Source organism: Candidatus Binatia bacterium (assembly GCA_036504975.1).
GTDB lineage: Bacteria > Desulfobacterota > Binatia > UBA9968 > UBA9968 > JAJPJQ01.
Genome location: DASXUF010000096.1, coordinates 1 through 17192, shown reverse-complemented (window position 1 = coordinate 17192; position 17192 = coordinate 1). Strand labels below are relative to the sequence as shown.

Annotated in this window: 18 protein-coding genes; 7 read left to right on the top strand and 11 right to left on the bottom strand. The window is 57.5% G+C overall.

The features are described 5' to 3' along the window. From VGL70_12430 to hemL, 5 genes are all read right to left on the bottom strand, one after another. On the bottom strand, positions 1 to 320 hold a 320-nt coding region (locus VGL70_12430), incomplete at its 3' end, for an ATP synthase F0 subunit C (GenBank protein ID HEY3304333.1). 72 nt (positions 321 to 392) lie between these two features. Further along, positions 393 to 1100, bottom strand: a complete 708-nt coding sequence (gene atpB / locus VGL70_12425; protein HEY3304332.1) for a F0F1 ATP synthase subunit A — start codon at positions 1098 to 1100, stop codon at positions 393 to 395. Beyond that, positions 1101 to 1481 carry a hypothetical protein gene (locus tag VGL70_12420; protein ID HEY3304331.1) on the bottom strand — a complete coding sequence of 127 codons (381 nt, stop codon included), beginning with the start codon at positions 1479 to 1481 and terminating at the stop codon, positions 1101 to 1103. Continuing rightward, complete coding sequence (locus VGL70_12415; protein ID HEY3304330.1) at positions 1471 to 1668, bottom strand: AtpZ/AtpI family protein; 198 nt, start codon at positions 1666 to 1668, stop codon at positions 1471 to 1473. Before VGL70_12415 ends, VGL70_12420 begins: the two co-directional genes overlap by 11 nt. 88 nt (positions 1669 to 1756) lie before the next feature. Then, a complete protein-coding gene (hemL, locus tag VGL70_12410; protein HEY3304329.1) occupies positions 1757 to 3049 on the bottom strand; it encodes a glutamate-1-semialdehyde 2,1-aminomutase in 1293 nt (430 codons plus the stop codon). 430 nt (positions 3050 to 3479) lie between these two features. Here hemL and dnaA point away from each other — a divergent pair, with 430 nt between their 5' ends. Further along, on the top strand, positions 3480 to 4808 hold the full coding sequence (gene dnaA, locus VGL70_12405; protein ID HEY3304328.1) for a chromosomal replication initiator protein DnaA: 1329 nt from the start codon (positions 3480 to 3482) through the stop codon (positions 4806 to 4808). Positions 4809 to 5031: 223 nt separating this feature from the next. Then, positions 5032 to 6138, top strand: a complete 1107-nt coding sequence (gene dnaN, locus VGL70_12400) for a DNA polymerase III subunit beta (protein ID HEY3304327.1) — start codon at positions 5032 to 5034, stop codon at positions 6136 to 6138. A gap of 43 nt (positions 6139 to 6181) precedes the next feature. Here dnaN and VGL70_12395 read toward each other — a convergent pair whose 3' ends face one another. The 3 genes from VGL70_12395 to VGL70_12385 are packed head-to-tail and all read right to left on the bottom strand — an operon-like array spanning position 6182 to position 8769. After that, on the bottom strand, positions 6182 to 7066 hold the full coding sequence (locus VGL70_12395; GenBank protein ID HEY3304326.1) for an EamA family transporter: 885 nt from the start codon (positions 7064 to 7066) through the stop codon (positions 6182 to 6184). A 26-nt stretch (positions 7067 to 7092) separates the two neighbouring features. Continuing rightward, on the bottom strand, positions 7093 to 7800 hold the full coding sequence (locus VGL70_12390; GenBank protein ID HEY3304325.1) for an SDR family NAD(P)-dependent oxidoreductase: 708 nt from the start codon (positions 7798 to 7800) through the stop codon (positions 7093 to 7095). Positions 7801 to 7803: 3 nt separating this feature from the next. Next, positions 7804 to 8769, bottom strand: a complete 966-nt coding sequence (locus VGL70_12385; GenBank protein HEY3304324.1) for an ABC transporter substrate-binding protein — start codon at positions 8767 to 8769, stop codon at positions 7804 to 7806. A 112-nt stretch (positions 8770 to 8881) separates the two neighbouring features. On the opposite strand from VGL70_12385, the gene VGL70_12380 reads away from it, so the two are divergent. After that, positions 8882 to 9865, top strand: a complete 984-nt coding sequence (locus VGL70_12380; GenBank protein ID HEY3304323.1) for an ABC transporter substrate-binding protein — start codon at positions 8882 to 8884, stop codon at positions 9863 to 9865. A gap of 14 nt (positions 9866 to 9879) precedes the next feature. On the opposite strand, the gene VGL70_12375 is transcribed toward VGL70_12380, so the two are convergent. Continuing rightward, positions 9880 to 10578: a class II aldolase/adducin family protein gene (locus VGL70_12375; GenBank protein HEY3304322.1), complete on the bottom strand. Its 699-nt coding sequence runs from the start codon at positions 10576 to 10578 to the stop codon at positions 9880 to 9882. Positions 10579 to 10762: 184 nt separating this feature from the next. Between VGL70_12375 and VGL70_12370 the strand changes: the two genes are divergently transcribed. Together VGL70_12370 and VGL70_12365 are read left to right on the top strand one after the other, a co-directional pair. Beyond that, complete coding sequence (locus tag VGL70_12370; protein HEY3304321.1) at positions 10763 to 11296, top strand: DUF1566 domain-containing protein; 534 nt, start codon at positions 10763 to 10765, stop codon at positions 11294 to 11296. A gap of 202 nt (positions 11297 to 11498) precedes the next feature. Then, entirely contained in the window at positions 11499 to 11831 is a 333-nt protein-coding gene (locus VGL70_12365; protein HEY3304320.1) for a GIY-YIG nuclease family protein, read from the top strand. Positions 11832 to 11918: 87 nt separating this feature from the next. On the opposite strand, the gene VGL70_12360 is transcribed toward VGL70_12365, so the two are convergent. Then, positions 11919 to 13454, bottom strand: coding sequence for a benzoate-CoA ligase family protein (locus VGL70_12360; GenBank protein ID HEY3304319.1), 1536 nt, complete (start codon positions 13452 to 13454; stop codon positions 11919 to 11921). A gap of 104 nt (positions 13455 to 13558) precedes the next feature. Next, a complete protein-coding gene (locus tag VGL70_12355) occupies positions 13559 to 15031 on the bottom strand; it encodes an aldehyde dehydrogenase family protein (GenBank protein HEY3304318.1) in 1473 nt (490 codons plus the stop codon). 402 nt (positions 15032 to 15433) lie between these two features. On the opposite strand from VGL70_12355, the gene VGL70_12350 reads away from it, so the two are divergent. Continuing rightward, entirely contained in the window at positions 15434 to 17011 is a 1578-nt protein-coding gene (locus VGL70_12350) for an AMP-binding protein (protein ID HEY3304317.1), read from the top strand. 1 nt (position 17012) lies between these two features. Next, a partial coding sequence (locus tag VGL70_12345; protein HEY3304316.1) for a DUF72 domain-containing protein occupies positions 17013 to 17192 on the top strand: 180 nt, incomplete at its 3' end.

Sequence of the window (17192 nt, the reverse complement as noted above, 5' to 3'; positions counted from 1 at the left end):
ATCTTGCCCTGGAGAAAAAACGCGATAACGAACGCGTAAAGGGCAAGCGCCTCGATGAAGGCCAATCCCAGAATCATCGGCAGTTGAATTCGATCCGCCGCGTTGGGATTGCGCCCGATGCTTTCCATCGCGGCCGCGGCCATGCGGCCCTGGCCGAGAGCCGCGCCGAAAGCACCGAGGCCAATGGCGAGACCAGCAGCAATAGCGAGTCCGGCCTTCGCTACGACCCCGCTTTCACCCGCTTCAGCCGCAGCCGCGGCCACCCCCGAGTGCGATAAAGCCAGGGCCAGCAGGCCCAGAACCAACAGGAGCTTCTTCATTCCCTACCTCCTTTCTAGCGGACCCACGCTCCCACCTCCTCTTTCTTCATCCTCGCCATCGGAGCCGTCCGCTCAATGCTCATGGCTGATCGCCATGGCGATATAAATCACGCTGAGTATGGTGAAAACCACAGCCTGGATCACCGATACTAAAGAACCTAAAATGTAAAAAGCCACCGGGATCACGACTTTGGTTAAGTCGCTGAAAATCTCCAGCACCAGGTGATCGCCGAACATGTTGCCGAACAGACGAATCGAGAGAGAAATCGGCCGGAATACGTGGGAGAAGAATTCTATCAAGATAAATAAAGGCGCCAGCAGCAGCATGGGACCCATAAACTGCTTGAAGTAGCGCCCGCCGTGCTCGCGAACGCCGAAATAATGGTAGGCGACGAAGACCACCAACCCCATTCCTAGGTTGCTAAAAAAACTGCTCGTCGGGGGCGTAAAACCCGGCACCAAGCCTAAAAAATTGGCGAGAAGGATAAACAGGAAGAGGCTGCCGAAAAGAGGCACGTACTTGCGACCCTTCTTGCCGATAATGCTGTCGCTCAGTCCGGCGACGATCTCGATCAGGACTTCCATCACGTTCCTCACGCTGAGGCGATCTTCGGGGACCACGGGATCTTTGGCTTTCCGAAGCGCCCCCTTGAAACGAAGCGCCAGCGCTACTAACAACAGCATGACGAGGAGAGCGGTAAAATTAGGTTCGCCGAGAAGACTAAGCGGATACGGCAGGAACGGATGTAAACTCGAATACCAGGTAAACGGATGTTCCATCTATGCACCTACCGACGAAACGGTCCAGAGTCTTTCCACCACAATGGCGATCAGCAGAGACGAAAACCCGATCGTAAACGACAGCGGATCCACGTGGATCCGCAAAAGCAAAGCTGAAACCAAACCCAGAAAGAGTCCGGTCTTGAGAATCAAAAGGAAAACCCCGGCTCGCACTCGCCCTTTGCCGGCAAACGGAGTCAGGACCCATTTTATCCCGCAGCTTAAGAGTAAAAAATTCATCCCCATGAAGACGGCACCGGCAAAAAGAGCGCCGGGCTGCACCAGACGCGCCGGCACGAACGCGAGCCATAAACCAGCGATTAAAAGTAATTGCAGTAACTCGATCCGAACAACCGTTGCTATTAAAGCCTTACTCTTCATGCTTGCCGGCGGAAAAATATTTTAGATATTGCATCAGTCGATAAACCGCTCCGAAAAATCCTAAGACCGCCGCGCCGACTGTAATCCAAGGCGACGTGCCGAACTGCCGGTCAACCAGGTAACCTACGATAAGCGAACCCACTATTGTGCTGGGGATCTCGAGACCGATCGCGAGGTATTTTGCAATCTTGGCGTAGGAAAGATTAATCTTCCTGGCTCCCGGTCAACCGCTCTCCTCACTTCGCGTGAACGTTTATCATGCGTCCGCTCACAGTTCAACCTTTCGCCTCCTCGCGCGCCCAAGCATCGAAGGCCTGCACGGTTTTGTCAATGTCTGCCAATTTGTGCGCAAGAGAAACAAGCGCCGCCTCAAACTGCGACGGCGGCCAATACACGCCGCGATCGAGCATGCCGTGAAAAAACCGCGCGAAGCGCTCTTTGTCCGCGTGGCGCGCCTCTTCGGCGTTGCGCACACGGTCTACACCAAAGAAGAGCGTCAGCATGGAACCTTGGCGATTGATCACGGCGGGAATTCGATGGGCAGCCAGCACAGTCTCGAAGCCTTCTTGAAGTTTTCCTCCGCCCTTATCCAGCTTTTCGTACACTCCCGTCCGCGACAACTCTTTCAGCGCGGCGAGGCCGGCGGCAACCGCCAGCGGATTGCCGGAAAACGTGCCCGCTTGATAAACCGGACCTTCCGGCGCAAGCAAATCCATGATCTCGGCCCTCCCGCCGAAAGCGCCCAACGGCAGGCCGCCCCCGAGTATTTTGCCCAGACACGTGAGATCCGGCCGTATATTGAACAATTCTTGCGCCCCTCCGGGAGAAACGCGAAACCCGGTGATGACCTCGTCGAAGATCAGCAGCGCGCCATGTTTTCGCGTCAGGGCGGCGAGTTTTTCGAGAAAGCCCGAAAGCGGCGAAATCACCCCCATATTGCCGCAGATCGGCTCGACGATCACGGCGGCAATAGTTTCCGGATATTGCGTGAACAGGGACTCTAATCCTTCGATATCGTTGAACTCAGCGACGCTTGTCTCCGCCGCGAAAGCCGGCGGCACGCCAGCGCTGTCGGGAAGAGAAAAGCTCGCGACGCCGGAGCCCGCGCGGGCAAGGAGCGCGTCCACGTGGCCGTGATAGCAACCGTCGAACTTGACGATCCGGGTCCGTCGCGTAAAGCCGCGCGCCAGCCGAAGCGCGCTCATCGTCGCTTCGGTGCCCGAGTTGACCAGCCTCAACTTCTCGATCGACGGAAATTGCTCCGCGACGGATTCGGCGAGCTCGATCTCCCGCTCCGTCGGCGCGCCAAAGCTCGTGCCGCTTGCCAGAGCCTGTTCGATGGCCGTGGTAACTTTGGGATGCGCGTGCCCGAGAATCAATGGACCCCAAGAACAAACGAAGTCGATGTACTCCCTGCCGTCGACATCGGTGATCCGGGCGCCGCCGCCGCGCGCGATAAAGCGCGGCGCGCCGCCCACGGCATTCCACGCGCGCACCGGACTGTTGACCCCGCCGGGAATTTTCCGCCGCGCGCGCTCGAATAAAGCGCCCGAACGATCGGCCGACATTGTCTTGGCCTAACACCGCAACTAATTTCGTGTCAAGGCCGCGCGCGCCCGCGAGAAAAAAAATTTCAAAATTTTTTTCTTGCATTGCAAAATGAAAAGGATTATGAATTTTTGCTCACGGTACACAATCAAAAAATTTCGGATCGCCCTATCGCTTACTGAAGCTGAAAATTGAAATCGAGATACGATGTTCGGCCCGAACTTCGACCAGAGTGAGCGTTTCTCGCGTTTTCGTTCATTAAGGCTTCGGACGCCGTTAATTCTCGGTATCGGTCCAAACTGTTCATACGGCTGTTTAACTTTATATTTAACATGAGAATGTTTTTCGGAGATTTCGATTTATCCACAGGTGTGGATAAGTCTGTTTGTAACTTATAGGCGTTTTCTTCTTCAGAATCAGAGAGTTAGGCGCGCTCAGACGAGGATCGCTATGGACGAGCTTTGGCACAGCGTGTTGGAGCAGTTGCGCGAGAAATTGGGAAATCAGAATTTTGAGACTTGGATCAAGCCGATTCGGGTAAAAGAGATTTCCAACGACGAGATCAGCTTAGAGGTTCCCAACAAATTTTTTCGCGACTGGCTCGTCGAGCATTTTCTCGGCTCCATCCATGAGAGCCTCTCGCAACTGACGCACCGGAGCATGAAGGTGTCCCTCAGCATCAACCAGAAGCTGCAGGCGGCCGGAACGCCGCCAGAAAAGAAGCCCGAGCGCGAGCCGTCGCGGCCGCCGCGGATCAACAACCTGATTCCTAAGTACAACTTCGATACTTTCGTGGTCGGCGCCAGCAATCAGTTCGCTCACGCAGCTTCCCTCGCCGTCGCCAACCAACCCGGCGAGCACTACAACCCGCTTTTCATTTACGGTGGCGTCGGTCTGGGCAAGACCCACCTGATCAACGCGATCGGCCACCGAGTCGTCGAGAAGCGTCCCCTGCTGAAGGTCCTCTATCTCAGTTCCGAATCGTTCATGAACGAGCTCATCGCCTCGCTACGGAGAGACCGGATGGATGAGTTTAAAACGCGCTTCCGCAACATCGACACGTTGATCGTCGACGACGTTCAATTCATCGCGGGCAAAGAACGGACTCAGGAGGAGTTCTTCCACACATTCAATTCTCTCTACGAATCGCACAAGCAGATCATCATCACATCGGATAAGTTTCCCAAAGAAATCCCCGGCTTGGAGGATCGGCTGCGCAACCGGTTCGAGTGGGGGCTGATCGCCGATATCCAGCCTCCGGACATGGAGACACGCGTCGCCATACTGCAAAAGAAAGCCGAGGTCGAAGGGGTCCTCCTGCCGCATGAAGTCGCGATCTTCCTCGCCTCTCACATCGACTCGAACGTAAGAGAGCTGGAAGGATCCCTCACTCGCCTGGGCGCCTTCGCCTCTCTAACCAAAGCCACCATCACGATCGATTTGGCCAAAGAGGTTCTCCAAAACACCCTCAAGGGAAACTCCAGGGAAGTCACGGTCGAGAGCATTCAAAAAACCATCTGCGACTATTACAACATCAAGCTGAGCGATCTTAAAGCCAAGCGCCGGACTAAAGACATCGCAGTCCCGCGCCAGGTAGCGATGTATTTATCCCGCAAATATACTTCAACTTCATTTCCCGCTATCGGCTCCAAGTTCGGCGGTCGCGACCATTCAACCGTGATTCACGCCGCCAAAACGATTGAGAAAAAGCTAAAAGAAGACACGCAAATGCAAACCGCGCTCGAAAAATTAGAAAAAAACTTAAACCTCAAACGGTAGTTGAATACCTGTTGGCGCACCGGGCAATCTGTGAATAAACTCATCCCACGAGCACGCAATTTTCCGATGCGGTTCACAAAGCAAAAGGTGCAAGCTTTCCCTCCACAAATGAAATGCCAGCCCGGCATTGGAGATAACCGCCTTTTGCACACTATGCACAGGCCCTACTATTACTCTTTAGATTAAATTATAAGAAAGAGTAATAAGAGTCGGGGGGAATAACATGGAATTTAGGGCCAAGCGAGGAGATTTTCTCGCCACGCTTTACTGGAGCCAGGGCATCGTCGAGCGGCGCAACACGATGCCGATTTTAGCCAATGTCCTGATCGAAGCGCGCAACGGCGAGGTTCATCTGACAGCGACGGATCTTGAGGTGGGGATTAGGGGCAAGCTGGAGGGACAGGTCGCCCGCGACGGACTGGTAACGGTGAGCGCGAAGAAGCTTTACGAGATTGTTCGCGAGGCTCCCGATGAAACGCTGCAATTGAAACGGCTGGAAAATGATTGGGTGGAGATCAAAAGCGGCAAGTCGGTTTTTAAAATTGTCGGCCTGGACGCGCGCGAGTTTCCTCAATTCCCTAAGTTCGAGGGAGAAAAACTATCGAGTTTTCCGGCAAAGGTTCTGCGTGAGATGATCGAGAGAACGATCTTTTCCGTCTCGAGTGACGAGACACGTTATAACTTGAACGGTGTCTTCATCGAGGAGGTCAAGGACGGGAAGGTGCGAATGGTCGCGACCGACGGCCATCGATTGGCTTTGATCGAGAGGGGTATCGGATCGTTCGGCCTCAAGAAAGGGGTGATTCTCCCTAGAAAGGGGCTGTCGGAGCTGAGAAGATTACTCGAGGGGGTGGAGGAGGGTGAAGTATCCGTCGGGTTTAAGGAAAATATGGGGCTGGTGTTGAAGGGAAACGTGGAGTTGTTTATGCGCCTGATCGAGGGCGACTTCCCCGACTACAGTAAAGTCATACCCAAAGATAATCCGCAACTCGCGAGCCTCGAGCAAGATGATTTCCTGCACGCGTTAAGGCGCGTTTCGATTCTCTCCAGTGAGCGCTACAAGGGAATCAAAATGGAGCTCAAAGCGGGAAAGGCTTCGATCTCCGCAAACAATCCCGAGCTGGGAGAAGCCGCCGAGGAAATAGAGATAGACTACCAAGGCAAGGCTTTGACGGTAGGCTTCAACGCGCGTTACTTGATCGATGTTCTGACCGTGCTGAGCGAAGGCGGAAACGTCGAGATCGCACTCAAAGACGACGTCAGCCCGAGCATCTTAAGAAAAGGCAACGACGACGGCTATCTCTATGTCATTATGCCGATGAGGCTATGAGCCGGGATTTGCCATGAGTCGCAGTGATTATTGCGCGGGCCATCTATCCCCGTGTGCCGATAAGCACTCCAACGATAATGACGATTCCTCCCGCGATCTGATAAACTTGCAGCGCCTCATCTAGGAAAATTCCCGCCAGGATCACGGCGAAAAGCGGTAGTGTGTTGTAAGCGAGGCTCGCCCTGCCGGGGCCGAAGGTTCGGATCGACCGGTTCCACATCAAAAATGAAAGGAACGAGGGAAAAATTCCCAAGTAAAGAAAGGCCAGGATGACTTCACTGCGCCACAAATCCGCGGGATGAGCGCGCAGCTCCATCGTCGCCGCTGGCAAGAGGAAGAGCGCGCCGATGATCGTGGTCATGGAGGTCAACGCGAGCGGCGAAAGGTGCCGCATCGTCGGCTTCGCCATGACCATGTAGAATCCCCAGAGCGAGGTAGCAAAAAAGACGATTACGTCGCCGACGTTGAAGTTGAGATTGAGCAGGGTATCGAGAGAGCCGTGGCTGACAATCCAGCCGATGCCGGCGAACGACAGAAGAATGCCGGCGACGCGCCGCCGGGTTATCTCCTCCCCGATCACCAGCCACGCGATCAACGCCGTGGTCACCGGCGTGGTCGCGTTGACCAGCGTAGCGTTGATGGCGCTCGTGTGGCGGAGCCCGATGTAGAGAACGGCGTTAAAGGCGAAAACACCCGTGAGACTCATTAACACCAGCGGGAACCATGCCTGCCGCGGCGGCCATTCTTTACAGTAGAGGAGTGCCGGAAGGAGAATCAGCGCCGAGACGGTGAAGCGGCCGGCGTTGAGCGTCCACGGCGGCACGATGCCGACCAGCGCCTTGCCGACGATGAAATTACTGCTCCAAAAAAACGGCGGCAGAAATAACAGGATGTGCGAGGAAAGTGAGGGGTGGTTGGGTTTTTCCACGGGATATGGTGATCGGCCTCGGATAGCTAGAACGTCTCCAAAGCCGGCCGGATATCGATCTCGTGTGTCCAGGCGTTTCTCGGCTGCTTCAGCGCGTGCATGACGGCGTCGGCGATGGCGTTCGGCGGAATGAGTGTCTCTGTAGACCGGCCAGGATCGCGCGCGCGCAGTCGTGGAGTGTCGATCTGTCCGTCGACGATCACATGCAGCACGTGGAGGCCTTGCGGGTGAAACTCGCGCGCCAGCGATTGAGCGAGCATGCGCAAGGAAGATTTGGCGATCGCCAAAGGGGCGAAGCTGGCGCGGCCGCGCAGCGATGCGGTGGCGCCGGTGAGGGAGATGAAGCCGTGGCCGCTCTTGAGCATATCCGGAATCACGGCCTGGGCGAGATGGACCGCGCCCATCACGCCGATGTCGAAAGATTGCCGAATCATTTCCGGATCTAACTCGAGAAATTTTCCTCGGCCGAAACCGCTGGCGTTGTAAGCCAGAGCCGTTACCGGCCCGAACTCCGCGCGGTATTTCGCCGCCGCTTCGAAGACGGCCTCGCGCTCCGTGACATCGACCGCCAACGCCAGCGCTTTGCCGCCGTGAGCGCGGATCTCGTCGGCTACAGGTTCGCCGGATTGGAGTTTTCGTGACAGCAGGACGACGGCATAGCCTTCGCGGCTGAAAGCCCGGGCAAGCGATGCGCCTAGTCCCGGCCCTACGCCGGCAACGATCGCCGTCTCCATGACTTAACCTTTCAGGCTGGGATGGATGAAGAGATCTTCTAACGGGAGTTTTTTCCCGATCAGACCCTGCTCGTGCGAATACTGGATCAACGTCTCCAGAGTCTTCCGGTTCCCGTCTCCCAGGCCGTACTCCCATGGATCGCGCCCCAGGATATCTTCCTGCTCTTCCTGCGCGTGGCGGAACCACGCGAGCGGCACCCGGCGCGGATTTTCCATACGCTCGTAGGCGATCTTTTTCGCGCGCTCGAACGCTCCCATGAGATTGAGCGACACCCACGGATACCGTTCGACGATCTCTTGTTTGATCGCGGTCGTGTGCATGATCGGAAAGATGCCGGTCCGTTTATAGTAGTCGATCTCCAGCTCTTTGTAGTTTTCGAAAAGCCGCTTCACCCTTTTATCCCGGTCGAGGACGGGTCGAATCAGCTCCGGGTAGATGACCGCGTCCAGCTCGCCGTCGACAAGCATCTTCTCCGGGTTCTTGCCCGCGGGCACGCGCTGGATCATGAGATCCTTAGGCGGGGTAAATTCCACCTCCTCGGGATCCCGCGTAAACCACTGGATCTTTCTGTGCGGGACCTGGTACTCGTGCTCCAATATCCCGCGCACCCAGAGGTTGTTGGTGACCTGGAAATTACGGAGACCGATTTTCTTGCCGATCAGATCGGCGGGTTTTTCTACCCCCTTCGCGGCGTTCACAAAGATAAAACCGTGGCGGAACCGCCGGTGGAGGAAGACCGGGATCGCGACGAGCGGATAACCGCGGAACTTGGCCGCGAGATAGTTCGACATCGAAAGCTCAGCGACGTCGAATTCCCGGTTTCGAATCATCCTCCAGTGGCGCACATCGGCGCTCATATCAGTCAAGATCGTGAGCTCGATGCCGTCAGGCGCGACGCTTCCGTCCATCAGCGCGCGCACGATTTCATAATCGCCGCACGCGAGGGTCAGATGAATTTTTTTCGACATGAAAACTCTCTACCATGCTTCAGGCGGATTTTCCAAAGGGCGGCACAACGATTGACACTCCGTCGCCGTCTGTTATACGGTTCCGGGTCCAAGGATTTGACAAGGAGAAACGATGAGGATCGGAAGACTCGCGGCCGTAACTTTGCTGATCGTGATTTCGCTGGCGCCGGGTGCCGCGGCGCAAAACAAAGTCCGCATCAACTGGACGGCGGTGACCGGCGCGCAGAGCGGTTTGTTCATGGCCAAACAGGAAGGACTGTTCAAGAAAAATGGCCTCGAAGCGGAGTTGATTCATATTCCTTCGAGCTCGCGGGGGATTCAGGCGATTCTTGCCGGTGAAATCGCTTTTTCGTTCATGGACGGAAACAACCAGGTTCAGGCGAATCTTCAAGGCGCGAACATCGCGTCGATCGTCGGCGCCACCAATCGCATGGTGTTTTCGCTCATGGCGAAGCCCGAGATCAAGAAAATCGCCGATCTCAAGGGAAAAAAGATCGGCATCACGCGGGTGGGTTCATCCACCCACACCTCGGCGCTCTACGCCCTCGGGCAAGCCGGCTTGAAGCCGGTGGATTATCAGATTCTTCCCCTGCTGGAAGTCCCCAACATCTTTACGGCGCTGGTTGCCGGCCAGATCGACGCCGGCGTCGTCTCGCCTCCCACCAACAGCCGGGCGCGCAAGGTCGGAATGGTGGAGCTGATGAATATTGCCAAGGAGGGGCCGGAATACGTCTCGGTCGCGATCGGCACGAGCCGGAGCTACTTGAGCGTCAATGGGGACATAGCCCGGCGTGTAGTCCGTAGCTACGCGGAAGGGGTGTATATTTTCAAAACGAATAAAGTGGCCGCTCTTAAGATGATTCAAAACCAGCTCAAGGTGAAGGACACGGACATCCAGGAGGATACGTTCAACCAGTTTAGCCAGTATTTAGAGTATCCGCCGTACGTCAGCCGCAAGGGGATGGAAGCCGTTATCGCCGATGTCGCCGCGACGGTTCCGGCGGCGAAGTCGGCCAAGCCGGACGATTTTATCGAGATGCGCTTCGTCGCCGAGCTGGAAAAAGAGGGCTTCTTTAAAAAGTTCGCGATCAAGTAAAATAATCCCCGGATTTATTTGCGGAATTTCCTCGCGCGGCGGACAAAGTAGTCCCACATCGACCCCAGCCGGTGCGGCGTGTAGATCTGCTCGTACTTGATCGGCGCCTCCTCGTCGCTCGTCCAGGAAGGCTCGCCGGAAGCGGTGGCGAGCAGTTGGATGCGGCAGGCCTTCTCCAGAAAAACGGCATAAAGCGTCGCGACCTCGATCGATTCACCCACCACCGTAGAGCCGTGGTTTTTCATCAAGACGCCACGGCACTTGCCTAAAGACTTGGCCACCTGGACACCCAGCTCGGGCGTTCGTATCAACGCGGTGGTGTGGTCGAACAGCGGCAGGCCTTGGTAGAAGATCGAGCCTTCATGGCTGATCGGCCGGAGCGGCCGGCCGAGAGAGCCGAAGGCGATGGCGTACGGCGGATGCGTGTGGACGACGCAATTGACGTCCGGGCGCGCTTTCATAATTTCGGTATGGATGAAAACCTCGGAATGGCGCTCGTACTTGCCTTCGATCTTTTTCCCGCTCTCGATATCGACGACGATGATGTGCTGCGGCCGGATCTCTTCGAAGCCGAAGCTGTGCGGTTTCATGAGAATCTTGTTCTGCTTGGGAACGCGGACCGATACGTGGCCGAGGATCTGGTCCCAGTGGCCTTCGTTCGCGAGAATGTTGCACGAGTAGGCCAGATTTTCTTTGAGCTCTTTCAGGTTCATGTTGTCTCCTTGGAGAATAGCCGACGATGAAAGGTTTTGATTTCTGTATCACGCTTCAACGAGATTTTCCAAAGGCGATGGACAAATCGGCCAACTTGGACTATAGGGGGCGTTGCCGTGGATAGGAAGGAAGAGGGGATCAGGGTTCAGAATAGAGACAAAAAATTGAAAGGAGGAGATTTCTATGAAGAGACTATATTCAACTTTGATCGCTGTGGTGGCTTTTGTCCTGTTTGGCACAGCGGTGCTTGCTGATCCTGGGACGACGTGGAACAAGAAAATCAACGGTGCAGGGAGGTTTCAGGTGCTAAACCAGTTTGGCAAAGCCGCGGTCCTGGACAAAGAGACCGGGCGTGTCTGGGAGCGGTCGCCGAATACGGGCTCTTTCACTTGGTTTAATGCGCTCCTTCACTGCTACCAGCTAGAGGTTGGAGGCCGTAAAGGGTGGCGGCTCCCCACGATCGAAGAGCTGGCGAGCCTGGTGGACACATCGCAGGCAAATCCATCCTTGCCCCTTGGCCATCCATTTTCCAATGTGCAGTTGCAGTCGTCCATCTACTGGTCGGCTACTACCGACGCCAGCGATGCCAGCCTCGCGTGGGGCGTGAACTTCAGCAATGGCTTCGTGAGCCCCGGCGGCGGCGGCTTCTTTAAGTCCAACGCCGCCGCCTTCGTCTGGTGTGTGCGCGGCGGACAGGGGATTGATGGGGTTCAGTGATCTGTCCCTCGATACGCCACCCCCGGGGTGGCTACTCGGGATGATCGGAGGCACGGCGGCAGAGCTGCTACTTTCCATCCGTTCGCCCTTCGTTACGGCCTGTCGGCCTACTCAGGGTAGGCGGGTTGGTAAAGTCCGATTCCCCGAGTAGCGACCGTTGAGGTCGCGTATCGAGGGGTACAGCCCTTCGGGCTTACTCGGGATGATCGGAGGAGAGGTGGCGCGGCCGTTTTTTACGTATATTTTGCGATGCTCGGACAGATCATACTACGTTGGGCATACGGATGAAATCGAGCGTCGGCTGGCAGAGCACGAAACGGGGGCGACCCGTGGCTACACGGCCGCTCGCCGACCAGTACAACTTGTTTGGTTTCAGGAGTTCCTAACCCGGGAGGAGGCAAAGGCGGCTGAGGCGCAGATCAAGAGGTGGAGCCGCCGGAAGAAGGAGGCGTTGATCGGGGGTAGGATGGAGGAGTTGAGAGCGGCAGCGCGCAAGGACTGGGTTTCCTACCGACAGCGCAGGGCCCTTCGCTAAACGCTTCGCGCTACTCAGGGTGGGCGGGCTGGTGAAATCCGATTGCCCCGAGTGTGTGCGCGACGGGTCAGCTAGGGCGGATGGACATTACTTTCCGCTCCGCAGCCTGAATCTTTGGATCTTTCCCGTGACGGTCTTCGGCAGCTCGTCGACGAAATCGATCCACCTGGGATATTTGTAGGGGGCGAGTTTGTTCTTGACCAGCGACTGGAGCTCTTCTTTGAGTTGATCGCTGGCCTTGTATTCGCTCTTGAGGAGCACGTAGGCCTTGGGCTTGAGGAGACCGTCGTGATCGGGCTGGCCCACCACCGCGGTCTCCAGGACCGAGGCGTGCTCCATCAACGTATTTTCGATCTCGATCGGAGAGACCCAGAGGCCGCCGACTTTCATCATGTCGTCGGAGCGGCCGCAGTACCAGTAATAACCCTCCTCGTCGCGATAATAAGTGTCGCCGGTCTTCAGCCACTCTCCCTGCATCATCCGTTTGGTCTGCTCGTGCTTGTTCCAGTAAAAGGGCGCGTTGGCGTCGCCTTTGACGAATAAATTTCCGACCTCGCCGGTCGGCACTTCGCGGCCTTCTTCGTCGACGATCTTCGCCTCGAACGCGGGCGTCACCTCGCCGCTGCTCCCGGGTTTGGCCCTCCCCGGCCGGTTGGCGAGAAAATCGTGCGTCGCCTCCGTGGAGCCGACGACGTCCAGCAGCTCAGTGCCGTACTTCTCTTTCCATTGATGGAAGAGCGCCGGCGGCAGCGGCTCGCCGGAAGAGAGGCAGATTCTCAGCGAGCTGAGATCGTAATTTCTTTCGACGCGGAGCAGCCGGGCGTAGAGCGTCGGCACGGAAAAGAAGAAGGTCGGGCGATATTTTTCGATGACGCGAAGAATCTTCTCCGGATCGGGCCGCTCGGGCCAGAGGACCGTCGCAGCGCCGAAGCGGAAGGGAAAATAGAGCGAGTTGCCGAGGCCGTATGCGAAAAAAAGCTTCGAGGCGGAAAAGCAGATGTCGTCCTCGCTCATCCCCAGCACGGGCTTCACGAACAAATCGGTGATCGTGATCATATCGTGCTGGAGGTGGACCGCACCCTTGGGCGAGCCGGTGCTGCCCGACGTGTAACCCCAGAAGCAGACGTCGTCTTTGCTGGTCGGCTCAGCTTCCAGGCGGCTCGATGCCTTTGAGGTGAAGTGTTCGAAGGAGACGGCGCGGCCTTTGGCCTTGCCGACGACCAGCACGCTTTTCAAATGGCGCGGGTTGTTCCAGATCGGCTCGAACTCGGGGAGGACGGATTCGTGTATGACGGCGACTCGCGCACGGCTGTCGTTCAGCAGGTAGTCGTAGTCCTTCGCCTTCATCCACGGATTGGCGGGGATCGGCACGGCGCCGATCTTTATCGCGCCGAAAAAGCTGAAAGCGAATTCAGGCGAGTCGGGAAGAACGAGCAGGACCCGCTGCTCGGTGTCGACGCCTAATTCTTTGAATACGTTGCCGGCCTGGTTGACCTTCTCGTAGACATCTTCATAAGTGAAGGTCTCATCCTGATAATAAATGGCGAGCCGCTTACCCCGGCCCCGGGCGATATTCTCATCGACGAAGGTCGTCGCCGCGTTGTAGATGTCGGGAAGGTCCATGTCCTCGCTGCGCTCGCGTCCTCGCTCCGCGCGGAATCTCAAATCTCATATGACAAATCTCAAATCCGGAATTTGAGATCTGAGATTTGAGATGCCCGCAGGGCCTATTCCCCGCCCATGGCTTCGGACTGGGTCTCGGTGGCGATGACGACGGACTTCGACTCCGTGTAGTGCTCGATCGCCTCTTCGCCGTGCTCTTTGCCGATGCCGCTCTGCTTGACCCCGCCGAAGGGCAGCTCGTCGTAGATGATCTGCGCCGAGTTGACCCAGGTATAGCCGGACTCGATGTGCTCGGCGGCGAACATCGCCTTGTTGATGTCGCGCGTCCAGACCGAAGAGCCGAGGCCGAAGATCGAGTTGTTCGCCTGCGCGACGCCTTCTTCAAGGTCTTTGACCCGGACGATCGGGAGCGCCGGGCCGAAGACCTCGTCCTTCAGCATTTTCGATTCCGGATCGAGATTGGCGACGAGCGTCGGCAGGAGATAGAAACCTTTGTCGTAGTCCCCGCCTTTGGGCCGCTCGGCGCCGTAGAGAACTTTGGCGCCGCGCTTCACCGCATCCGCTACCTGTTCCTCGACCTCTTTTCTTTGATCGGCGGTGTGCAGCGGGCCCATAATCGTCTCGCGCGCGAGGCCGTTGCCGATGCGGAGCTTCTTTACTTTCTCGACCAGCCTTGCGGTGAATTCATCGGCGATCTTGTCGACAAGATAAAGCCGCTTGACGGCGAGACAGGCTTGTCCGCAGTTGAAGAAGCGGCCGACGGAAGCGGCGCTGATAGCGCGGTCGAGGTCGGCGTCTTCGCAGACGATCATCGGATCGCTGCCGCCCAGTTCCAGAGTGACGTGTTTGAAATCGGTCGCGGCGGACTGCATCACGCGCCGGCCGGTGTCGGTCGCGCCGGTAAAGCCGATCTTCCGGACCGTGCGATTGACGAGCAGCTCTTCGCCGACGACGCTGCCCGGCCCGGTGACGACGTTGATGACGCCCTTGGGGCCGCCGGCGGCCTGGATCGCTTTGTCGATCAGCTCGCAACAGCGTAGGTCGGTCAGCGGCGTCGTGCCGGCGGGCTTCACGACGACTGTGTTGCCGGCCAAAAGCGCCGGGCCTAGCTTGTTGCCCATGAGGGAGACGGGAAAGTTCCACGGCACGATCGCGCCGCAAACGCCGATCGGCTTGCGCAGGACGAGTCCGTGCCGGCCGTTGTCGAGCACGACGGCGGCGGTGCGGAGGCTCTTGGCCATGCCGCCGTAATGATCCAGCGTGTGGACGAAGCGGCGGATCTCTAGAATAGATTCCCGGAGCGGTTTTCCCTGTTCTTTGGTGAGCAGCGTCGCCAGCTCTTTCTCCTGTTCGAGAATGAGCCGGCCGGCCGCGAGCAGGATCGAGCCGCGCTTCGACGGCGCCATCTGCGACCATTTTTTCAACGCGCCGGAGGCTGCGTCGATCGCCCGGCGGATGTCATTGACGGTTCCCTTGGGGACGGTATCGACGACTTCGCCGGTCGCCGGGTTGCGGACCTCGGTGGTCTGCTTGCTTTCAGAGTCGAGCTGCTCCCCGGCAATGAAAATTTTCGCCATTGCTTCCTCCCACCTGAGTTTAGAATCTAAAAAAGAATCATTTTCCCTCTGGAAAGTCAAGAATTCGGCCACTTCTCGCCGCTTACTTTCACCGATGGCGATCCCTCGGGGCGCGAGTTTCGGGCCGCTCTTCGACTGGCTCAGAGTGGTGAGCTTGGTCGAACCATGGCTGATAGAGTCGTGCCATGAGTCGAACCTCACTTATCGGACGTCCGCGGCCCTCTTCCTCGCGCCCGTCGGCCTCGCCGGGAAAGCCGCTGCCCGTTCGAAGAGCCCGCGCATCCGATACCAGCGATTGGAATAAGCACTGACCCATTGCGCGGGATCGGAGAGCGGGTGGCGGCTTTCCCGGCCGCTACAACGCCTTCCCAACTTTCCAGTGATCCGCTATAGAAACATTGCATGACTCACCCGACAACCACGCTCAAGGACCTACTGCGTCAACGAGCCTATGACCATCCTAAAAACCCGTTGTTGATCTCAAAAGACGGTCGGTTCACCTACGGCGATTTCCAGCAGGAAGTCTATCGCGTGGCCAACGCTTTCCTTCGGCTCGGCGTATGTAAGGGAGACAAAGTCGCTGTGCTGCTCTCGAACTGTCCCGAGTTTCTTCTCGCCGTCTTCGCCGCGGCCGAGATCGGCGCGGTCTTCGTTCCGATCAATACCGCTTTTTCCGCCGACGAAGTCGGCTACGTTCTGGATCATGCCGATTCCGGTTGCCTCATCACGGAACGTTCCTACCTGGCGCTGATTGATCGAGTGAGAGACCGCTGTCCGCAGCTCAAGCGCGTCATTGCATTAGGAAAAAAGAGCGAGCCCGGGTGCTTCGGATGGGACGAGCTTCTCCACGGGGCTTCGGACAAAGCGCCGGCTATTGCTGTACAAGCGGACGACTTGGTTTCGATCACCTACACCTCCGGTACCACGGACCGGCCCAAGGGGGTCATGCTCACGCAATTTACCTACGCCTTTGCGCCGCAAAAACGGGCCGAGGCGCTGGGGTGGAACGAGCGCGACCGCGCGCTCGTCATGTTGCCGCTGTTCCACGTCAACGCGCTCTGCCACATCGCGCTCGCGATGATTTCCGTCGGCGGCAGCCTGGTTCTTCGCGAGAAATTCAGCGCCTCGCATTTTTGGGACGAAGTCAGAGAATACGGCGTGACGACGTCGAGTCTGATGCGCACGATTCCGACGATTCTCTTGAATCAGCCGGAAAGATCCGACGACTCGCAAAATCCGCTTCGTCTAGCCGTTGCGCTGTTGCCGCCGGACCTGCATTTACGCTTCGAACAGCGCTTCGACCTCACGGTCGTCGGCTCGTACAGCTTGACGGAAGACATCTTGAGCGTCCTCGGACCGACGGCCAAGACCAAGCGCAAGCTCGGGAGCTGCGGCCTGCCGGCGGCGCCGGAGGCGCACAGGCTGCGCATCACCGATGAGGCCGGCAACGATCTTCCGCCGGGCAAGCTCGGAGAGATCGTCAAGCAGAGCCCGGCGGTCATGCGCGGCTATTACAAGAATCCCGCGGCGACGGCGGAAGCGCTGAGAGAGGGTTGGCTCTACACGGGCGATCTCGGCTACATCGACGACGACGGTTTTCTCTACTTCATCGACCGCAAAAAAGACATGATCAAGCGCGGCGACGAGAACGTCTCCGCCGAAGAGGTCGAGCGGGTGTTGAATTCCCACCCGCAAATCGCCGAGTCGGCGGTCGTCGGCGTTGCCGATCCGATCCGGCAGGAAGAGATCAAGGCGTGCGTCGTGCTGAAACCGCCCGCCACTGCTGAAACCGTTTCGCCGGAAGCGATCTGGAGCTTCTGCCGAGAGCGCCTCGCCGCTTTCAAAGTTCCCCGCTATATCGAGTACCACGACTCGCTGCCGAAAACTTCCAGCGTGAAAGTGCAGAAGAGTCTTTTGCGCGAAGAGGCGAAGGCCGGGCCGCACGCCGTTTTCGATCGCCAGGCGCCGAAGGAAAGCTAGGATGGCCGGTAAAATTTACGTCGGCACTAGCGGCTGGAACTACAAGCACTGGATGAACGGCGCGTTTTACCCACCCTCTTGTCCGCAGAGCGAATGGCTCGATTTTTATGCGCGTCGCTTCGGCACGGTCGAGATCAACAACAGCTTCTATCGCCTGCCGGCGCCGGAAACATTCGCCGCC